Annotated in this window: 17 protein-coding genes and 1 pseudogene; 8 read left to right on the forward strand and 10 right to left on the reverse strand. The window is 73.7% G+C overall.

The genetic code is table 11. The annotated features are described in order from the left end of the window. Nucleotides 1-10: 10 nt before the first annotated feature. From OG435_RS03095 to OG435_RS03120, 6 genes are read right to left on the reverse strand one after another with little or no spacing between them, the layout of a single operon-like run. A complete protein-coding gene (locus OG435_RS03095) occupies nucleotides 11-1,246 on the reverse strand; it encodes a cytochrome P450 family protein (RefSeq protein ID WP_266875151.1) in 1,236 nt (411 codons plus the stop codon). Then, nucleotides 1,243-2,481, reverse strand: a complete 1,239-nt coding sequence (locus tag OG435_RS03100; RefSeq protein ID WP_266875152.1) for a cytochrome P450 — start codon at nucleotides 2,479-2,481, stop codon at nucleotides 1,243-1,245. The genes OG435_RS03095 and OG435_RS03100 overlap by 4 nt, the downstream gene beginning before the upstream one ends. After that, the gene (locus OG435_RS03105) at nucleotides 2,478-3,185 is read right to left on the reverse strand and encodes a GTP-binding protein (RefSeq protein ID WP_430625566.1); all 708 of its coding nucleotides are present in this window, start codon (nucleotides 3,183-3,185) and stop codon (nucleotides 2,478-2,480) included. The genes OG435_RS03100 and OG435_RS03105 overlap by 4 nt, the downstream gene beginning before the upstream one ends. Further along, nucleotides 3,166-3,528: a DUF742 domain-containing protein gene (locus OG435_RS03110; RefSeq protein WP_266875153.1), complete on the reverse strand. Its 363-nt coding sequence runs from the start codon at nucleotides 3,526-3,528 to the stop codon at nucleotides 3,166-3,168. The genes OG435_RS03105 and OG435_RS03110 overlap by 20 nt, the downstream gene beginning before the upstream one ends. Then, nucleotides 3,525-3,926, reverse strand: coding sequence for a roadblock/LC7 domain-containing protein (locus tag OG435_RS03115; protein ID WP_112451677.1), 402 nt, complete (start codon nucleotides 3,924-3,926; stop codon nucleotides 3,525-3,527). Before OG435_RS03115 ends, OG435_RS03110 begins: the two co-directional genes overlap by 4 nt. Beyond that, the gene (locus tag OG435_RS03120) at nucleotides 3,923-5,608 is read right to left on the reverse strand and encodes a sensor histidine kinase (protein ID WP_266875154.1); all 1,686 of its coding nucleotides are present in this window, start codon (nucleotides 5,606-5,608) and stop codon (nucleotides 3,923-3,925) included. The genes OG435_RS03115 and OG435_RS03120 overlap by 4 nt, the downstream gene beginning before the upstream one ends. Nucleotides 5,609-5,985: 377 nt before the next feature. Here OG435_RS03120 and OG435_RS03125 point away from each other — a divergent pair, with 377 nt between their 5' ends. The 3 genes from OG435_RS03125 to OG435_RS03135 all read left to right on the forward strand — a co-directional run bounded on the left by OG435_RS03125 (nucleotide 5,986) and on the right by OG435_RS03135 (nucleotide 8,659). After that, nucleotides 5,986-6,945 carry an ATP-grasp domain-containing protein gene (locus tag OG435_RS03125; RefSeq protein ID WP_266875155.1) on the forward strand — a complete coding sequence of 320 codons (960 nt, stop codon included), beginning with the start codon at nucleotides 5,986-5,988 and terminating at the stop codon, nucleotides 6,943-6,945. Beyond that, nucleotides 6,942-7,736 (forward strand): ATP-grasp domain-containing protein, encoded by a 795-nt coding sequence (locus OG435_RS03130; protein WP_266875156.1) that lies wholly within the window; start codon nucleotides 6,942-6,944, stop codon nucleotides 7,734-7,736. The genes OG435_RS03125 and OG435_RS03130 overlap by 4 nt, the downstream gene beginning before the upstream one ends. Before the next feature lie 161 nt (nucleotides 7,737-7,897). Beyond that, nucleotides 7,898-8,659, forward strand: a complete 762-nt coding sequence (locus OG435_RS03135; protein ID WP_266875157.1) for a DUF4232 domain-containing protein — start codon at nucleotides 7,898-7,900, stop codon at nucleotides 8,657-8,659. Nucleotides 8,660-8,707: 48 nt separating this feature from the next. On the opposite strand, the gene OG435_RS03140 is transcribed toward OG435_RS03135, so the two are convergent. Both OG435_RS03140 and OG435_RS03145 read right to left on the reverse strand, forming a co-directional pair. Continuing rightward, entirely contained in the window at nucleotides 8,708-9,091 is a 384-nt protein-coding gene (locus OG435_RS03140) for a VOC family protein (protein WP_266875158.1), read from the reverse strand. A gap of 75 nt (nucleotides 9,092-9,166) precedes the next feature. Further along, nucleotides 9,167-9,307, reverse strand: a complete 141-nt coding sequence (locus OG435_RS03145; RefSeq protein WP_266875159.1) for a hypothetical protein — start codon at nucleotides 9,305-9,307, stop codon at nucleotides 9,167-9,169. A gap of 108 nt (nucleotides 9,308-9,415) precedes the next feature. Between OG435_RS03145 and OG435_RS03150 the strand changes: the two genes are divergently transcribed. Both OG435_RS03150 and OG435_RS03155 read left to right on the forward strand, forming a co-directional pair. Beyond that, nucleotides 9,416-10,450 carry a zinc-dependent alcohol dehydrogenase family protein gene (locus OG435_RS03150; protein ID WP_266875160.1) on the forward strand — a complete coding sequence of 345 codons (1,035 nt, stop codon included), beginning with the start codon at nucleotides 9,416-9,418 and terminating at the stop codon, nucleotides 10,448-10,450. Nucleotides 10,451-10,768: 318 nt separating this feature from the next. Beyond that, nucleotides 10,769-11,335: a phosphatase PAP2 family protein gene (locus OG435_RS03155; RefSeq protein WP_266875161.1), complete on the forward strand. Its 567-nt coding sequence runs from the start codon at nucleotides 10,769-10,771 to the stop codon at nucleotides 11,333-11,335. Here the strand turns inward: OG435_RS03155 and OG435_RS03160 are convergent. Continuing rightward, nucleotides 11,332-12,453 (reverse strand): DUF2330 domain-containing protein, encoded by a 1,122-nt coding sequence (locus OG435_RS03160; RefSeq protein ID WP_266875162.1) that lies wholly within the window; start codon nucleotides 12,451-12,453, stop codon nucleotides 11,332-11,334. The genes OG435_RS03155 and OG435_RS03160 overlap by 4 nt on opposite strands. 243 nt (nucleotides 12,454-12,696) lie before the next feature. Between OG435_RS03160 and OG435_RS03165 the strand changes: the two are divergent. From OG435_RS03165 to OG435_RS03175, 3 genes and pseudogenes are all read left to right on the forward strand, one after another. Further along, nucleotides 12,697-12,801 (forward strand): annotated as a pseudogene (locus OG435_RS03165) (gamma-butyrobetaine hydroxylase-like domain-containing protein); the annotation flags it as partial. Nucleotides 12,802-12,835: 34 nt separating this feature from the next. Beyond that, nucleotides 12,836-13,807, forward strand: coding sequence for a TauD/TfdA family dioxygenase (locus tag OG435_RS03170; protein WP_266875163.1), 972 nt, complete (start codon nucleotides 12,836-12,838; stop codon nucleotides 13,805-13,807). Further along, nucleotides 13,804-14,388 carry a phosphonate degradation HD-domain oxygenase gene (locus tag OG435_RS03175; RefSeq protein ID WP_266875164.1) on the forward strand — a complete coding sequence of 195 codons (585 nt, stop codon included), beginning with the start codon at nucleotides 13,804-13,806 and terminating at the stop codon, nucleotides 14,386-14,388. Before OG435_RS03170 ends, OG435_RS03175 begins: the two co-directional genes overlap by 4 nt. On the opposite strand, the gene OG435_RS03180 is transcribed toward OG435_RS03175, so the two are convergent. Beyond that, nucleotides 14,389-15,231: a GntR family transcriptional regulator gene (locus OG435_RS03180; RefSeq protein ID WP_266875165.1), complete on the reverse strand. Its 843-nt coding sequence runs from the start codon at nucleotides 15,229-15,231 to the stop codon at nucleotides 14,389-14,391. Nucleotides 15,232-15,369: the final 138 nt, after the last annotated feature.

Below are 15,369 nucleotides of genomic sequence, written 5' to 3' on the forward strand. Positions count from 1 at the left end.
GGCACCCCGGTCAGGACAGGCGGACCGGGAGGTCGAAGAGGTCGTTCTGGGTGAGGATCGGCTTGTTGCGGAGCTCGGCCGGGGCGACGGCCAGGGTGAGGTCCGGGAACCGGGCGTAGAGGGCCGGGAGGGCGACCAGGGCCTCCAGGCGGGAGAGGGCCGCGCCGGGGCAGACGTGGGGGCCGTGGCCGAAGGAGATGTGCCGGTTCGGGGTGCGGGCGGCGTCGAACTCCCCCGCCGTCTCGCCGAACTGGGCCTCGTCGCGGCCGAGCGCGCCGAAGGAGACGATCAGCCCCTCGCCCTTGGGCAGGATCCGGTCACCCACCTCCACGTCCTCGGTGGCGAAGCGGATCAGGACGTGCGAGGTGGGGCTGGACCAGCGCAGGGTCTCCTCGATGACGTTCTCCCAGGAGACCTCGCCCTTGAGGACCAGGTCGCGCTGCTCCGGGTGGGTCTCCAGGGCGACGACCGCGTTGACGATCAGGCTGATGGTGGTCTCGTGGCCGGCGGCGACGATCAGCTGGAGGGTGTTGGTGATCTCCTCCGTGCTGAGGTGGTCGCCGTCCTCCGAGGCCTCGATGAGGGCGCTGGTGAGGTCGTCGCCCGGGTTCTCGCGCTTGGACTCGACGATGCGGGAGAACAGCGCGCCGAGGTCCGCCATCATCTGCGGCACCTCCTCGGGGAGCGTCTGCGTCGAGAAGAACTTCTCGAACAGGGCCTTCAGGCGCGGGTGTTCCTCGGCGTCGACACCCATCAGGTCGCTGATGACGTTCATCGGCAGCGGGTACGCGAACTGCGCCTTGAGGTCCACCGTCTCGCCGGCCGGCAGCGCGGCCAGCTTGTCGAGCATCCCGGTGGTGAGCGCCTCGATGCCGGCGCGCAGCTTCTCGACCCGGCGCACGGTCAGGGCCTGCGCGACCAGGGTGCGCAGCCGGCGGTGGTCCTCGCCGTCCACGGTGAGCATCGAGCGGCCGGGGTTGGCGAGGCCGATCAGCGGCCAGTCCATCGGGATCTCGCCGCGCTGCCAGGCGCCCCACACGTCGATGTCCTTGACGATCCGGGGATCGGTGAGCAGCTTGCGCGCCTCGGCGTGGTGCGTGACGGCGTACACCGGCACATCGCCGGGGAGGACCACCTGGACCAGGGGGCCCGCGGCGCGCAGCGCGGCGCTCTCGGCGGCGAGGTCGGCGACGAAGGGGTCCAGGACGATGGCCGCGGGGCCGGTGTGGTCGATCGGGCACGTCATCGGGTGGCTCCAAGGGCGGGGGTCGGGGTGTAGGTCACGGGAAGGGTGGTGAGGCCGCGCAGCCAGGGCGAGGGGCGGCGGGCCAGGTCCGCGGCGGGCACGGCGAGGTCCACGTCGGGCAGCCGGTCGAGGAGCACCTCGATGCCGGTGCGCGCGATGACCTCGGCGACCTCCTGGGCGGGGAAGGGACAGCGGTGTTCGCCGTGCCCGAAGGAGAAGAAGGCGTTGTTGCCGCCGGTCAGCTCTCCGGCGTCGGTGCGTACGTGCGGGTCCGTGTTGGCGGCGCCGATGCCGAGCAGGACGAGGTCCCCGCCGGCGATGCGCTGTCCGCCCAGGTGGGTGTCGCGGGAGGTCCAGCGGCCGGCCACGTTCTGGGTGGGGGTGTCCTCCCAGAGCACCTCGTTCATGGCCTCGCCGACGCTGTGCCGGCCGCCCGCGAGGGAGGCGGCGAAGCGGTCGTCGGTGAGCATGAGGCGCAGGGAGTTGCCGATCCAGTCGGCGGTGGGCTGGTGGCCCGCGGCCATCATGACCATGAGGTCCTGCGCTACCTCCTCCACGGTGAAACCGGACCGGTTGGCGAGCATCCGGGAGACCACGTCGGGTCCGGGCTCGGCGAGCTTGGCGGAGAGCAGCGCGAACATCGACTCGGCGAGGTGCTGCTGGCCTTCCAGGGCGCCCTCCCGCCCGTTGATCATGTCGTTCATGGCGCGTACGAGTCCGGGGCCCTGCGCGTCGGAGAACCCGTAGAGGCGGGCGAGGACGCGTAGCGGGAGCAGTATCGCGTACTCGCCGACGATGTCGCAGGATCCCTTGCCGCACAGTTCGTCGATCAGCTCGTCGGCGAACCGCTCGGCGTGCCCCTTGAGTTCGAAGGGGTCGACGGCTTCGAGGGCCTCGGAGATGACGGCGGCCCGCTCTCGGTGGCGTTCGCCGACGGTGTAGAGGATCGACGGCTGGCGCCGGCCGATCATCGGGAGCAGCGGCCAGTCCGCGGGGATGCGGTCCCACTGGTTCCACAGCTCGGAGTCCCGGGAGAAGAGCACGGGGTCGCTGGTGACCTGGTGCAGTTCGCGGTAGCCGAGGACCAGCCAGGCCGGCACGTCTCCGTCGAGGACGACCGGGGCGACGGCGCCGTGATCGCGCCGCATCTCGCGGTACAGGTCGGCGGGGTCGGTCTGGAACCGGGGTCCGCCGAGGTAGACGGGCTGGTGCTCGGGGGCGGCGGGGCAGGTCACGGGGTGGGCTCCGGGGTCTGGGACGGGGGGCTCTGCCGGCGGCTCGGCCGGGTTCTCGACAGCGCGGCCGTCCGGAGGTGCTGGACGAGGGAGATCAGGACCTGCTTGCTGGACTCCCGGGAGCGGGCGTCGCAGAACACCAGCGGGATGGCGTCGGGCAGGTCCAGGGCGGCCCGGATCTGCTCCGGGGTGTGCTCGGGGCCGCCGAAGTCGTTGCAGGCCACGACGAAGGGCGTGCCGTGGTGTTCGAGCCGGTCGATGGCGTACCAGGAGTCCGCCAGGCGCCGGGTGTCGACGAGGACGACCGCGCCGAGGGTGCCGGAGAAGAGCCGGTCCCACAGGAACCAGAACCGCTCCTGGCCGGGGGCGCCGAACAGGTAGAGCACGTTGCGGGCGTCGAGGGTGATGCGCCCGAAGTCGAAGGCCACGGTGGTGGCGCTCTTCCCGGCGATCCCGTGGGTGTCGTCCACGGCCTCACCGGCCTTGGTCATGGTCTCCTCGGTGTTCAGCGGGCGGATCTCGCTGACCGAGCGGACCATCGTGGTCTTGCCGACGCCGAAACCGCCCACGATGACGATCTTCAGCCCGTTGTCGGCCGTGCTGCGCAGCGCCTGGCGGGGCCGCAGCGGTTCGGCCTGGGCGGGCGGTGCGCTCGCCGGGGACGCGGCTTCGGGGATCGTCGCGTCAGAGATTGCGGAGTCCAACGAGCACCTGCTCCAGGATGTCGGGGTCGGTAAAGCTGTACGCCGAGTTCGCCGTACGCGGGTGCCGCGCGCGGATCCGTCCGGTGGCGAGCAGGTCGGCCAGCAGGATCCGTACGATCGACACCGGCAGTCCGAGCTCGGCCGCGATCTCCACCACGGCCGTCGGGAACTGGCACATCCGCAGGATCGCGGCGTGCTCGGACTGCATGCCGGGCACCGGATCGCTCTCGGCAACGACCAGGGTGACCAGGTCGAAGACATCGGATCCGGATCGGCTGCGGCCACCGGTGAGGGTGTAGAGCCGGTCCGGCGAATCGTCCCGGCCCGGCCGGGTCCGGCTCATCCCCGGGGCCTGGCGATGAGGTGTTCGCCGAGCTGCTCGACCAGTTCGGACATGTTGTGGCCGACCAGTCCGGCGTCGGCGTCCTCGTTCGCGACGAGCGCCAGGTGCGCCCCCTCGCCGGCCTCGACGATGAACAGGATCCCGCCGTAGAACTCGGCCATGGCCGAGCGGACTCCGCCGGTGCCGTCGCCGAACTCGATGGACGCCCCGTGGGACAGGCTCTGGATGCCGGCGGCGATCGCGGCGAGCTGGTCGGCCTGGTCGACGGAGAGCTCGGGGGTCCGGCACAGCTTGAGGCCGTCGCGGGAGAGCACGAGGGCGTGCCGGGCGCCCGGTGTGCGCTCCAGGAGCCCTTCCAGGAGCCAGTTGAGCGTCTCGTCGGTGGTGAAGCCGGTCATGATCGCGTGTTGCCTTCCGGGTCTGTGGTGGGCGCGGGCTGCTGCTCTTCGCCGGGGCCGCCCGGGGCTCCGGCGTCCGCTGTGCCCGGGGCCGCGGAGCCCCGGACGGCCTGGCGGAAGCTGCCGAACCGCGCGGCCGACCGGGACGCCCCGCCGGGAGCGGAGGCCGTGGCCAGGGCCGTGTCCGTACGGGGATCCGTGGCCGCGCCGTCCGTGCCCTCGCGGTGGGCGGCCGCCATGGTCCGGCCGCGGCGCCGCTGGGGCAGGCCGCTGTCGCCGAAGTGCGGGTGCTCGCCGGTGGATTCGGACGCGGCCCCGGGGTCGGCTGCGCCGGGAACCGCGGTCCCGTCGTCCACCGCCGTACGGTCCTGCGCGCGGGCGGCGGCTTCCTGACCGCCGGCGGTGTCGTGCCTGGCCTCGGGCTCGGGCCCGGGCCCGGCCGCAGCTTCGGCCCCGGCGGGCGCCTGCGGCGCGACCCGGGCGGCCGGCTGCGCGGGGACGGCGAGCGGCGCGGCGGGGGCTTCGGCGGCCGTGCGGCTGATCAGCTCCTGCGGGAGCATCATCAGGGCGCCCGTACCGCCTCGTGCGGAGGGCCTGAAGGAGACGGTCAGTCCGTGCTTGCGGGCGAGCCGGCCGACGACGGCGAGACCGAGCCGGGTCCCGGAGAGTCCGGCCAGGTCCAGGGACGATGCGGTCACGGCCTGTTCGGCGCGGCGCAGCTGGACCTCGCTCATGACGAGGCCGCTGTCCTCGACGGTGATGACGATCCCGGACGGCACCTCCTCCACGTAGACGTGGACCTCGGCGGTCGGCGGGGAGAAGTTGGCGGCGTTGTCGAGGAGTTCGGCGAGTGCGTGCATGACGCCCTCGGCCGCGTGCCCGGCGACGGCGGCGTCGCTGGTGGAGTGGAGCCTGACCCGCTGGTAGCCGCCGATGCGGCCCATCGCGCCGCGCAGGATCGACTCCATCACGATCGGCTTGGCCCAACGGCGGCCCGAGCGCGCCCCGGTGAGCACGGCGATGGAGTCGGCGAGGCGGCCGGCCTGGGCGGTGCGGTGGTCGAGGTGGAGCAGGTCGCCGAGGACGTCCTCGTCGGCGTGCCGGTGCTCCATGTCGCGCAGGTCGGCGAGCATCCCCGTGGCCAGGGCCTGCATCCGTCCGGCGGCGTTGGCCGCCGCGGCCATGGCGGCGGCGCGGCCCGACTCGGCGCGGCGCAGCTCTCCGCCGAGCCGCTCGCGGGAGGCGTTCTGGGCGGCGGCCAATCCGTCGAGTTCGGCGGCGTGCGTGCCCGCCAGGTGCTCCAGCGCGGCAGCGTGCCCGGCCGTCAGCCGCTCGAGCACGGCGGCGTGTTCACCGGTGAGACGGGAGCGTTCGGCGGTGTACGCGGCCGTGTCACGGGTCGAGTCGGCGATCATCCGGGCGATGTGCCCGTCACGGGCGGCCAGTTCTGTGCTCAGTGCGGCGATCCGGGCGCGCTGGACCCGGGAGGTGCGCGTGCACCAGGTCACGGCGAAGGCCGATACCGCGAGCAGCAGGACGCCCGCGCCGGCGAACCAGCCGAGGGCGGTGGCGATGGACGACGGGGCCGCGGCCACCGCCGCCGTGGTGAGCGCGCCACCGGCGACTGCGGTGATCAGCAGGGCCAGCGCGGAGGGGCGAAGGGGGGAGGGCGACGCCGTCATCAATCAAAGCCTCATACCGGGCGTAAATGGAGGAGAAGGTTCCTGGCAACGAGGCATCACTATAGGAGAGTTGTTGATCGCTTTGGGCAGCCCCTGACAAGTTTTCCACTCAACCGAGAGCAGGAAGTGTCCTTCTGTGACGCTTTGGACGGAAGCGAGATCACCGGTTCGCGACATCCGGTCCGCCCCATCCCAGTGGCCGGACAGCGGCCGGACGGCGGACGGACGGTGGCCCTCCCGCGAAACCCGTCCGGGCGGAGCTCCTGCGGGGTTGCTGCGTACACGGACCGATCATCACATTGCGGCCCATGACATCCTGTGACGTCACAACTCGCCGGACGGGATCGGCGGACGTCCGGGGAATTTGGGGAAGGTCCATGAGGCTCTGCTTCCTGGTGGAGGAGCACTATCGCCGCGACGGCATGCCGAACGAGGTGGTCCGGCAACTGAAGGCCTGGGGCCACCGGGTGGACGTGCTGCGGCCCGGCGGTTCGCTGCTGCGGATGAGCGAGGTGGTGGACGCCGGAGCCCATGACGCCTGGGTCCTCAAGACGGTGTCCGGCGGGCCGGGGCTGACCCTGCTCGAAGCCGCCGCCTCGGCCGGGGCGACCACCGTCAACGACGCCCGCGCGATCCGGGGCGTACGGGACAAGGCGCTGGCCGCCGCCATCGGGCGCGGCCGGGGACTGCCGCTGCCGCCGACCTACGCGGCGGCCCGGCCGGAGCTGCTGGCGCAGATCCCGGCGTCGGACTACCCGCTGGTCGTCAAACCCGCCGACGGCAGCTCCGGGCGGGCCGTCCACCTGGTCTCCTCGCCGGAGCGGCTGGCCTCGATGCTCCCCGAACTGACCGGCGAGGGCCTGCTCGTCGCCCAGCCGTACGTCCCGAACTCGGGCACCGACCTCAAGGTGTACGCCGTCGGCGGTGAGCTCTTCGCCACGGAGCGCCGCTCCCCCCTGCATCCGGACACCTCCGTCCCGGAGCGCCTCGTGCCGCTGTCCGCGGAGATCGCGGAGATCGCCGCCCGGGTCGGGGAGGTCTACGGCCTCGACCTGTACGGGGTGGACGTGCTGCTGGGCCCCCACGGGCCGGTGGTCGTGGACGTGAACGACTTCCCGAGCTTCCGTCAGGTCCCGGACGCGGCGGCCCGGGTGGCCCGCGCGGTACTGGACCTCGCGCGGGGAGCCGGTTCGCGCCCCTGCCCCGAAACCGGATCCTCCCTGGCGCGCCGGCCCGGTCGGGCCGTGTCGATCCCCGTCCAGGCCACGGCCGTCACAGGGGCCGTCACCCCGGCGGCGGCCGTCACCCCGGCCGGCCCCACGGGAGAGCCCGTATGAGGATCGGCCTGATCACGGACAACCCCGGGCATCCGCTGCTCTCGGCGACGGCCGGACTCCTCCGGGCCGCCGGGCACGGAGTGGAGCTGCTGGATCCCGGCGCACCGGACGCGGCCCTCGCCGCCCCGGCCGACGCGTACCTCCTCAAGGCGCACACCCCCTCCGGCCTGGAACTGGCCCGGCGCCTGGAGCGGCTCGGGGCCCCGGTGGTGAACTCCGCCGCGGCGACCACGCTCTGCCAGGACCGCACCCTGATGGCGGAGCCGGCGGTCCGGGCCGGGCTGCCGTTCGCGGTAACCCGTACCGTCGGCGCGCTCGGGCGGTGGGCGGCCGGGGTCGCACTGGACTCCCCCGTCGTCGTCAAGAGCCGCCACAACCGCCGCGAGGACCTCGTGGCCCGGGTCGAGGACACGGTCCACCTCGGGGAGTTGGCGCAACGCTGGCCCGACGAGCCGGTGGTGGTGCAGGACTTCGCCCCGAACAGCGGCTGGGACCACAAACTCTGGGCGATCGGAGACCGCGTCTTCGCGGCCCTGCGCCGTTCGGAACTCTCCCCGGAAGGCCGCGGCCCGACCCTGCCCCTGTCCTTGCCCGACCTCCCGGAGGGATGGGCCGATCTGACCCGCCGGATCGGCGAGCTCTACTCCCTGGACGTCTACGGCGTGGACATCATCGCCACGGCCGACGGCTCCCCCCTCATCGTGGACGTCAACGCCTTCCCCGGCATCCGGGACCAGCCGGGCGCCCCCGAGGCCCTGGCGGACCTCGCCCTGAGCCGCGCCAAGGGCTGAACCCCTCCCGTACGACGCCCGGGTGACCGGGGACCGTCATGGGCGCGTCACGGAACCGCCACAGCGCCGTGCGGCGGGAACCTGCTCGGGCCGGGAGCGTGTGTACCTGCACGTGAGAGTGCCGGTGCGGGACCGGTCGTGAACCTCGGGGAGAGCACCCAATGCAGCACACAGCAAGCATCGGCCGGAGCGCGGCGGCCCTGGCGACGGTCCTGGCGGCCGCCGCTCTGATGACGGGCTGCACGCCGACCGCCGACGGCGGCGGAGCCGCGGCCCCGTCGGCGCCGAGCACGGCCTCGCGGCCGGCCGGGGCCACACCCACCGACGGCGACAAGGGCAGAACGACCAGCGGCGGCGGGACCGGAGGTTCCACGGGCGGCGCGTCGCCCTCGGGCGGCTCCACCTCCGGCGGAACCGGCGGGACGGCCGGGACCGGCGGGACAACTGGGACCGGCGGAACCGGCGGCGGGACGCAGAAGCCCTGTGCGGTCGGCGACATCGAGGTCTCCGAGGCGCACCAGGCCGACGTGCGCCCGCCGGGCACGGGAACCGGGGCCGCCGTCGTCTCCGTCATCAACACCTCCAAGTCCCCCTGCAAGGTGTACGGGTACCCGACGGTCACGGGGGCGGGCAACGGTTCCCCGGAGAAGGACAAGCCGCTGGCCACCACCCACACCGGCCCCGCCGCGGCCAACGTGATGCTGGCCCCGGGTGGCCGCGCGTGGACGAAGCTCGCCTTCGTCCAGGTCCAGGGCGAGGCGGACGGCTACTGCGTGTCCGGCGCGACCCCGGGCTCGTACCCGACGGCGGTCATCGGCGTGCTCGGCGCCGGGCAGCACCAGATCGCCATGGACGACGGCGTGTTCGCGTTCTGCGACGACAAGGTGACCGTCACCGCCTGGTCCTCCGTCAAGCCGTCCTAGGACGGACGGGCGCACCGGTCCCGGACCGGCCCACCGGCCCCGGACCGGTCAGAGGGGCTTCAGGCGGGTGCGCAGCAGGCAGAACTCGTTGCCCTCCGGGTCGGCCAGGGTGTGCCAGCTCTCGGCGCCGGTCTGGCCGACGTCGGCCGGACGGGCGCCGAGGGCGAGCAGACGCTCCAGCTCGGCGTCCTGGTCCCGGTCGACCGGGCTGACGTCGATGTGCAGGCGGAGCTTCCCCCTGCGCGGGTCGCTGCTCGGGCTGAGCACGAGGGTGGGTTGCGGACCTCCGAAGCCGGCGCCGGGCGGCCCGATCTCGATGCTCCCGTCGTCCTCCCGGGAGAGTTCCACGTAGCCGAGGGCCTCGCTCCAGAACCCGGCGAGGCGTTCGGGGTCGGTGCAGTCGATGACCAGCTCACTGATGCGGCTTACCATGCCCGCCAGTGTACGAAGACCGCCCCGCCCCCGGTCCGGGAGCCGCGCCGGGCACCGGACCGGGGGCCGGTAGCGCTACTTGATGACCTCGACCTTCTTGTCGCCCGCGGCCGCGTACGCCGACGCGCTCGCGCCGAGGGCGGTAACGGTGAGGGCGAGCAGGACGGATACGGCGGCGGCAGCCGTGGCGCGCTTGCGGGTCGTCTTGCGGGTCATGAGGTCCCCCTGATGGTGTGTGGTGGTCGTCCCCGCAGCTTCGCATCCGTTCCCGGGGCCGACAAGTGAGCCCGGGTCGGACGGATCAGGCGAGTGGAGGCGGTCGGCGTGCGCGCGATGGTGTTCGAGCGGTACGGGGAGCCCGGCGAGGTGCGGCAGGTGGCCGATCCGCTGCCGGCCGCCGGTGGCGTGGTCGTACGGGTCGAGGCGACGGGGCTGTGCCGCAGCGACTGGCACGGGTGGATGGGCCACGATCCGGACATCACGCTCCCGCACGTGCCCGGCCACGAACTGGCCGGTGTGGTCGAGGCGGTGGGCCCGGGAGTCGTCAACTGGCGGACCGGGGACCGGGTGACGGTTCCGTTCGTCTGCGCCTGCGGCAGCTGTCCCGAGTGCGCCGCGGGGCAGCACCAGGTGTGTGCCCGGCAGACACAGCCGGGATTCACTCACTGGGGGTCCTTCGCCGAGTACGTGGCCCTGGAGCACGCCGACGTCAACCTGGTGGCGGTGCCCGGGGAGCTCTCGTACGACACCGCGGCCGGGCTGGGCTGCCGTTTCGCGACGGCCTTCCGGGCCGTCGTCGCCCAGGGGCGGGTGGCGCCGGGCGAGTGGGTCGCCGTACACGGCTGCGGCGGGGTGGGGCTGTCGGCCGTGATGATCGCGGTGGCGGCGGGGGCCCGGGTGGTGGCCGTGGACACCGCTCCGGGGGCCCTGGAGTTGGCGCGGGCCTTCGGGGCCGCGCACTGCGTGGACCCAGGGCGGGTCGACGTGGTCGAGGCCGTACGGGACGTCACGCGCGGCGGTGCGCACCTGTCGCTCGACGCGCTGGGTTCCCCGGTCACGGCGGCGGCGTCGGTGGCCGGGCTGCGCCGGCGCGGACGGCACGTACAGGTCGGGCTGCTGCCCGCGGCGCAGGGGGTCGCGGCGCTGCCCATGGAGCGGGTCATCGGCTGGGAGCTGGAGATCCTCGGCAGCCACGGGATGGCCGCGCACGCGTACCCGCCGATGATGGAACTGGTCCGCTCCGGGGTGCTGCGGCCGGACCTGCTGGTCGCCTCCACGATCCCGCTGGACGGGGCACCGGCCGCGCTGGCGGCGATGGGGACGGCGCCGGGACACGGCATCACGATCATCCGGCCGTGAGGGGCTTGTGGTGCCGGGAGGGCATGGCTACATTCCTTGATTACACGTGTAAGCACGAGATGTGGCCACGCGAATCGGCCACTCCTCCCACGCGTCCCCTCGTGCCACCCGCACGCTCCCTTCACACCCCTCGTCCCCCTCCTTTCCACCCTCCGCGAGAGGCAGCACCACCATGTCCACGACCCCCGCCGACCCGGTTCTCGGAGTCGCCGTCCCCGCGACCGCGACCGACCGGGGCAGCAGGCGCAGCGGCACCTCACCCTCGGAGTCGCGCTGCTCGGAGCCGCAGCCGCGCTCGCGCTCGTCGTGCGGAGGGACGTGACACAGCCGCCCTTCCAGGGGCTCGACGACCGCCGGCTGTCCTGGATGGGCGGACCACACGACGGGTTCCCCTCCGTGGTCGCCGCGCTGCTGAACTGGTTCGGGGGCCCGGCCGGCTCGGTCGTCCCGCTCGCCCTGCTGCTCTTCCTGCTCGTCCGGCGGCGCTGGGTGTCGGCGGGGTTCCTCTTCGTCGTCTACATGGCCGGAAACATGCTCGTCGTACAGGGCCTCAAGCACCTGGTGGACCGGCCGCGCCCGGAGAACCCGCTGGTCCGGGTCGACCACGGCTCCTTCCCCTCCGGACGCGCGGCCGGTGCGGCGCTCCTGGTCGTCATCGTCGGTGCGGTCCTCGTCCCCGCCGCCCGGCGCCGGGCCTGGTGGATCGGCGGCGCGGTCTTCGTCGCGGCGATGATGTGGAGCCGCACCTGGCTGCACGCGCACTGGCTCAGCGACACCTTCGCCGGAGCGGTGGCCGGCGTGGGCGCCGGGCTGGTCGCCTGGTGGCTCTGCGCCCCCGCACTGGCCCGGGAGGCCGGGCGGCACGCGGAGCGCGGGCTGCGCTAGGGCGTCTCTTGTACGGCTGCCGGCCGGGGGCGGCGCAGCCGCGGTACGGTCAGGACGGCCGCCAGGGCGGCCGCCACGAGCACGGCCCCGATCGTGAGGATCCAGACCGGGACGCCCCCGGCCGTGAGCAGCTCGTCGGTGTACTCGACCCGGCGGAACGGGGCGTCCCCGGCGGTGGCGCGCAGTTCGTGGTCGCCGTCGATCCGGGACGGGACCGGGAAGCTCTGGTCGATCGCCGTCAGGAACACCGGCTCCGTGCCCGCGAATTCGGCGACCGGTCCCTTCGGGGTGATCCGTCCGGCGAAGGTCACCTCCGGCGCGTCGCCGCCGATGGCGGAGACGGGTTCCATGCGGTGCTCCGCCAGGACGTACAGGCCCAGGGACTGGGCGCTTGCGGCGAGCCGTGACAGCCGCATCGGGTAGACGAGCCGGTCGCTCTCGAAGCGGATCAGCAGCGGATCCAGGGTGCCGCGCAGGGTGGCGCCGGGCTCCCGGGGGGCGAGCCGTACGGCGACGTACTCCCAGCGCTGGTCCACGTACGGCTTCAGCTCGGCGGTGAGCCGGTCGGGGAGTTCGAAGCCGTTGGCCTCGAGCCAGTCGCCCAGCGCCCCGGGGTCGGTCGCGGTCAGGCGGGCCACGTCGAAGTCGCCGAGCCGCTCCCGGCCGATGACGCCGACCTCGGCCCCGGCGCTTCCTGGCGGCGGCGCTCCGGCCGTGTCCCCCCGGCCCGAGTCGAGGGGCCAGTCCCCGCGCCGGGGCCAGAAGTAGCCGCGGGTGCGGTACTCGGGCCCGGTCAGGTCGACCAGGTGCGAGAAGAGCCCGGCATCGCCGAGGCGCACCGTGGCCCGCCCGGGCACCGGCATGACCCAGGCGGCCCGCTTGGCATCGCCGCCGACCGTGAACTGCATGGCCACCTGCTCGGTCCGGCCGTCCCAGCGGACCACGGAGGCCTCCCGGGAGACTCCGATCCGCGAGGTGCCGTCCGGGACCATGGCCCCGCAGCCGCAGGCGTAGGCGGGGCTGACCAGGGACCCCAACTGCGTCGCGAGCAGGGCGAGGAGAAGGAGTCCGGCCCTCCGCCTGATCCACGCGACCGTTCGCCGTCCTGCCACTTGCATGCCCGCCACCCGCACGCCTGCCGCCCGCGCCCTTGCCGTCCGCACCGTCTCCCCCGCATTCCTCGCCCGGCCGGCCGAGGGGCCGCCCACGGGCGGACCCGTCCGCCCCGGTCTCAGACGGCCGGCACCTCGATCCGGTTCCGGCCATCTGGGCGCCACCTGCCGGTCACCTCCTCCTGTCAGGCTGCGGGCACCCCAGAGTTGTATATACAACTTCTCCGAGGATGGATGGCAGGAGCCACGATGTCCGTACCGGCGATTACCCGCCCGCCCGCGCCCTGGCTGCGCGACAACTGTCCCTGCGCCGAGTGCCGCGACCCGCGCACCGGCCAGAAGCTGTTCCAGATCACCGAGCTGCCCGCCGGCCTGGCCGTCGGCGCCGGTGCGCGAAGCGCCGGCCCCCGACGGCGGACCGGGCTGGGAGGTGGTGTGGCAGCCGGACGGCCACCGCTCCGTGTACCCGCTCCAGTGGCTCGAAGCCCACGGCCCGGACGGAGCGGAGTACCGCGCGGCCGGGGACGGACGGACCGAGGCGGACAAGGAACTGTGGGCGGCAGGTGACCTGGAGGGGCGGATCCCGCAGGCCGGCTGGGACGCCTACATCAGCTCCCGCGAGGTCCGCGAGCAGGTCCTCGACAGCGTGGTCCGGCTGGGCTTCGCCCTCCTGCGGGAGGTTCCGTGCCGGGACCGGATGGTGCTGGACGTGGCCCGGACCTTCGGCTTCGTCCGCGAGACGAACTACGGGGAGCTCTTCGAGGTCCGTGTGGAGGCCGACCCCAACAACCTGGCCTTCACCGGCGCGCTGATCACCCCGCACACCGACAACCCCTACCGGGATCCCGTACCGACCCTCCAGCTGCTGCACTGCCTGCGCAACGAGGCCAAGGGCGGCGACTCCGGACTGGTCGACGGCTTCCACGCCGCCGCGCTGCTGCGGGAGCGCTCCCCGGAGGCCTTCGAGGTGCTGACCCGCGTGCCCGTGGAGTTCGCCTTCGCCGACGCGCACTGCGAACTGCGGGCCCAACGGCCCCTGATCGACGTGGACCCGCTCGGGCGGATCCGCGAGGTCCGCTTCAACAACCGCTCCATCTCCACCCTGCACCGGCCCGCCGCCGTGCTGGAGGAGTTCTACGCGGCCTACCGCCTCTTCGGCGAGCTGCTGGAACGGCCCGGGCTCCGGCTCGACTTCCGCCTCGCCCCCGGGGACTGCGTGGTCTTCGACAACACCCGCCTGCTGCACGCCCGTACGGCCTTCGCCGAATCGGGGGGCCGCCACCTCCAGGGGACGTACGCCGATCTCGACGGGCTGCTCTCCACCCTTGCCGTCCTGCGCCGCGAAGGAGCCTCCGCGTGAACGACCACGACCACGACAACCCCGACTCCGGCGCGGTCGACGCGCTCGCCCGCCTCTTCGAGGGCGAGGGCAGCGCCGAGTACTTCGGCGAGGCCGTCACCCAGGCCGGGCACATGCTCCAGGCCGGGGCCCTCGCCGAGGCCGCCGGGGCCCCCGCCCACCTGGTGGTGGCGGCGCTGCTGCACGACATCGGGCACTTCCACGGAACCGTGACCGGCCGCGACCTGATGGAGGGCGGCCAGGACAACCGGCACAGCCACACCGGGGCCGACTGGCTGGCCCGGTGGTTCGGGCCGGAGGTGACCGAGCCGGTCCGGCTGCACGTGGCCGCCAAGCGGTACCTGTGCACGGCCGAGCCGGGCTACTTCGACCTGCTCTCCGAGGCCTCCGTGCACACCCTGCGCGTCCAGGGCGGCCCGATGACCGCCGAGCAGGCGCGGGCGTTCGAGGCGCTCCCGGGGGCGGCCGACGCGGTGGCCGTGCGCCGCTGGGACGAGCAGGCCAAGGACCCCGACCTCGCCACCCCGGACTTCGACCACTTCCGGCCGCTGCTGGAGGCCCTGCTGATCGAGAACGCCTGATCAGGGGCTGAGCGGGCTCGGCGGGCTCGGCGGGCTCGGCGGGCTCAGCAGGCTCGGCGGACTCGGGGGGCTCAGCGGACCGAGCAGGCGTCCCAGCGCACTGGCGGCGGTCGTGTGCACGGTGAAGGACACCGTCCCCGGCAGGTAGCGGTCCTGCGACCACTCCACCGGGACGCCGGCCGGGTCCGTGGACCGGCGCCGTTCGCGCAGCAGGGCCTCGCCCGCCGGGCAGCCCAGCAGCCGTGCGTCGTCCGCGTCGGCCGCCGCGATGTCGATGGTGTGATGGGCGTCGGCGAAGAGGACTCCGTGCCGGGCGAGCTGCTCGGAGTACGAGACCGTGTCCGGCGGCATGTCCGCGACCAGTACGCCGACCGGCTCCGGGTACGTGGTGCGCTCCACCATCACGGGCACCCCGGACAGGGTGCGCAGCCGCAGTACGCGGTACACGAGGGCGCCCGCGTCGATCCGCAGGTGCTCCGCCTCCTCGGCGTCGGCCTCGCCGCGCTCCACGGCCACGGTCCGCCCTCCGGGTTCCTCGCCGAGGGAGCGGGCCCACCGGGTGAAGCTACGGAGCTCCGCGACTCCCCCGGCCTCCCCCGCGCCGCCGCCGAGGACGACCCGGCGGGTGCCCCGCCGCGAAGTGATCAGCCCGTCGGTCCGCAGGGCGGCGAGGGCCTGGCGCACCGTACCCCTGGAGACCCCGTAGCGGCGGGCGAGCTCGTCCTCGGCGGGCAGGCGCGCGCCGGATCCGTACTCGCCCGCGGTGATGGCGGTCCGCAGGTCCCCGGCGACCTTCAGGTAGAGCGGTGTCCTGGGGGCCGGGTCGCGCGGTGCCTCGTTCACGGGGCCAGCCTGCCATGACCCGGGCGGGGCGAAAGGCCCGGGAGGTCGGGACGTTCCACCCGGTATTGAGACGATGCCCGTCATCTAAATTCGAAGCGTGACCGGAAGGACCGGTGGCCGTGGCACGGCCCGCGCGGC

The sequence above is a fragment of the Streptomyces sp. NBC_01264 genome (assembly GCF_026340675.1).
In the GTDB taxonomy this organism is placed as follows: domain Bacteria; phylum Actinomycetota; class Actinomycetes; order Streptomycetales; family Streptomycetaceae; genus Streptomyces.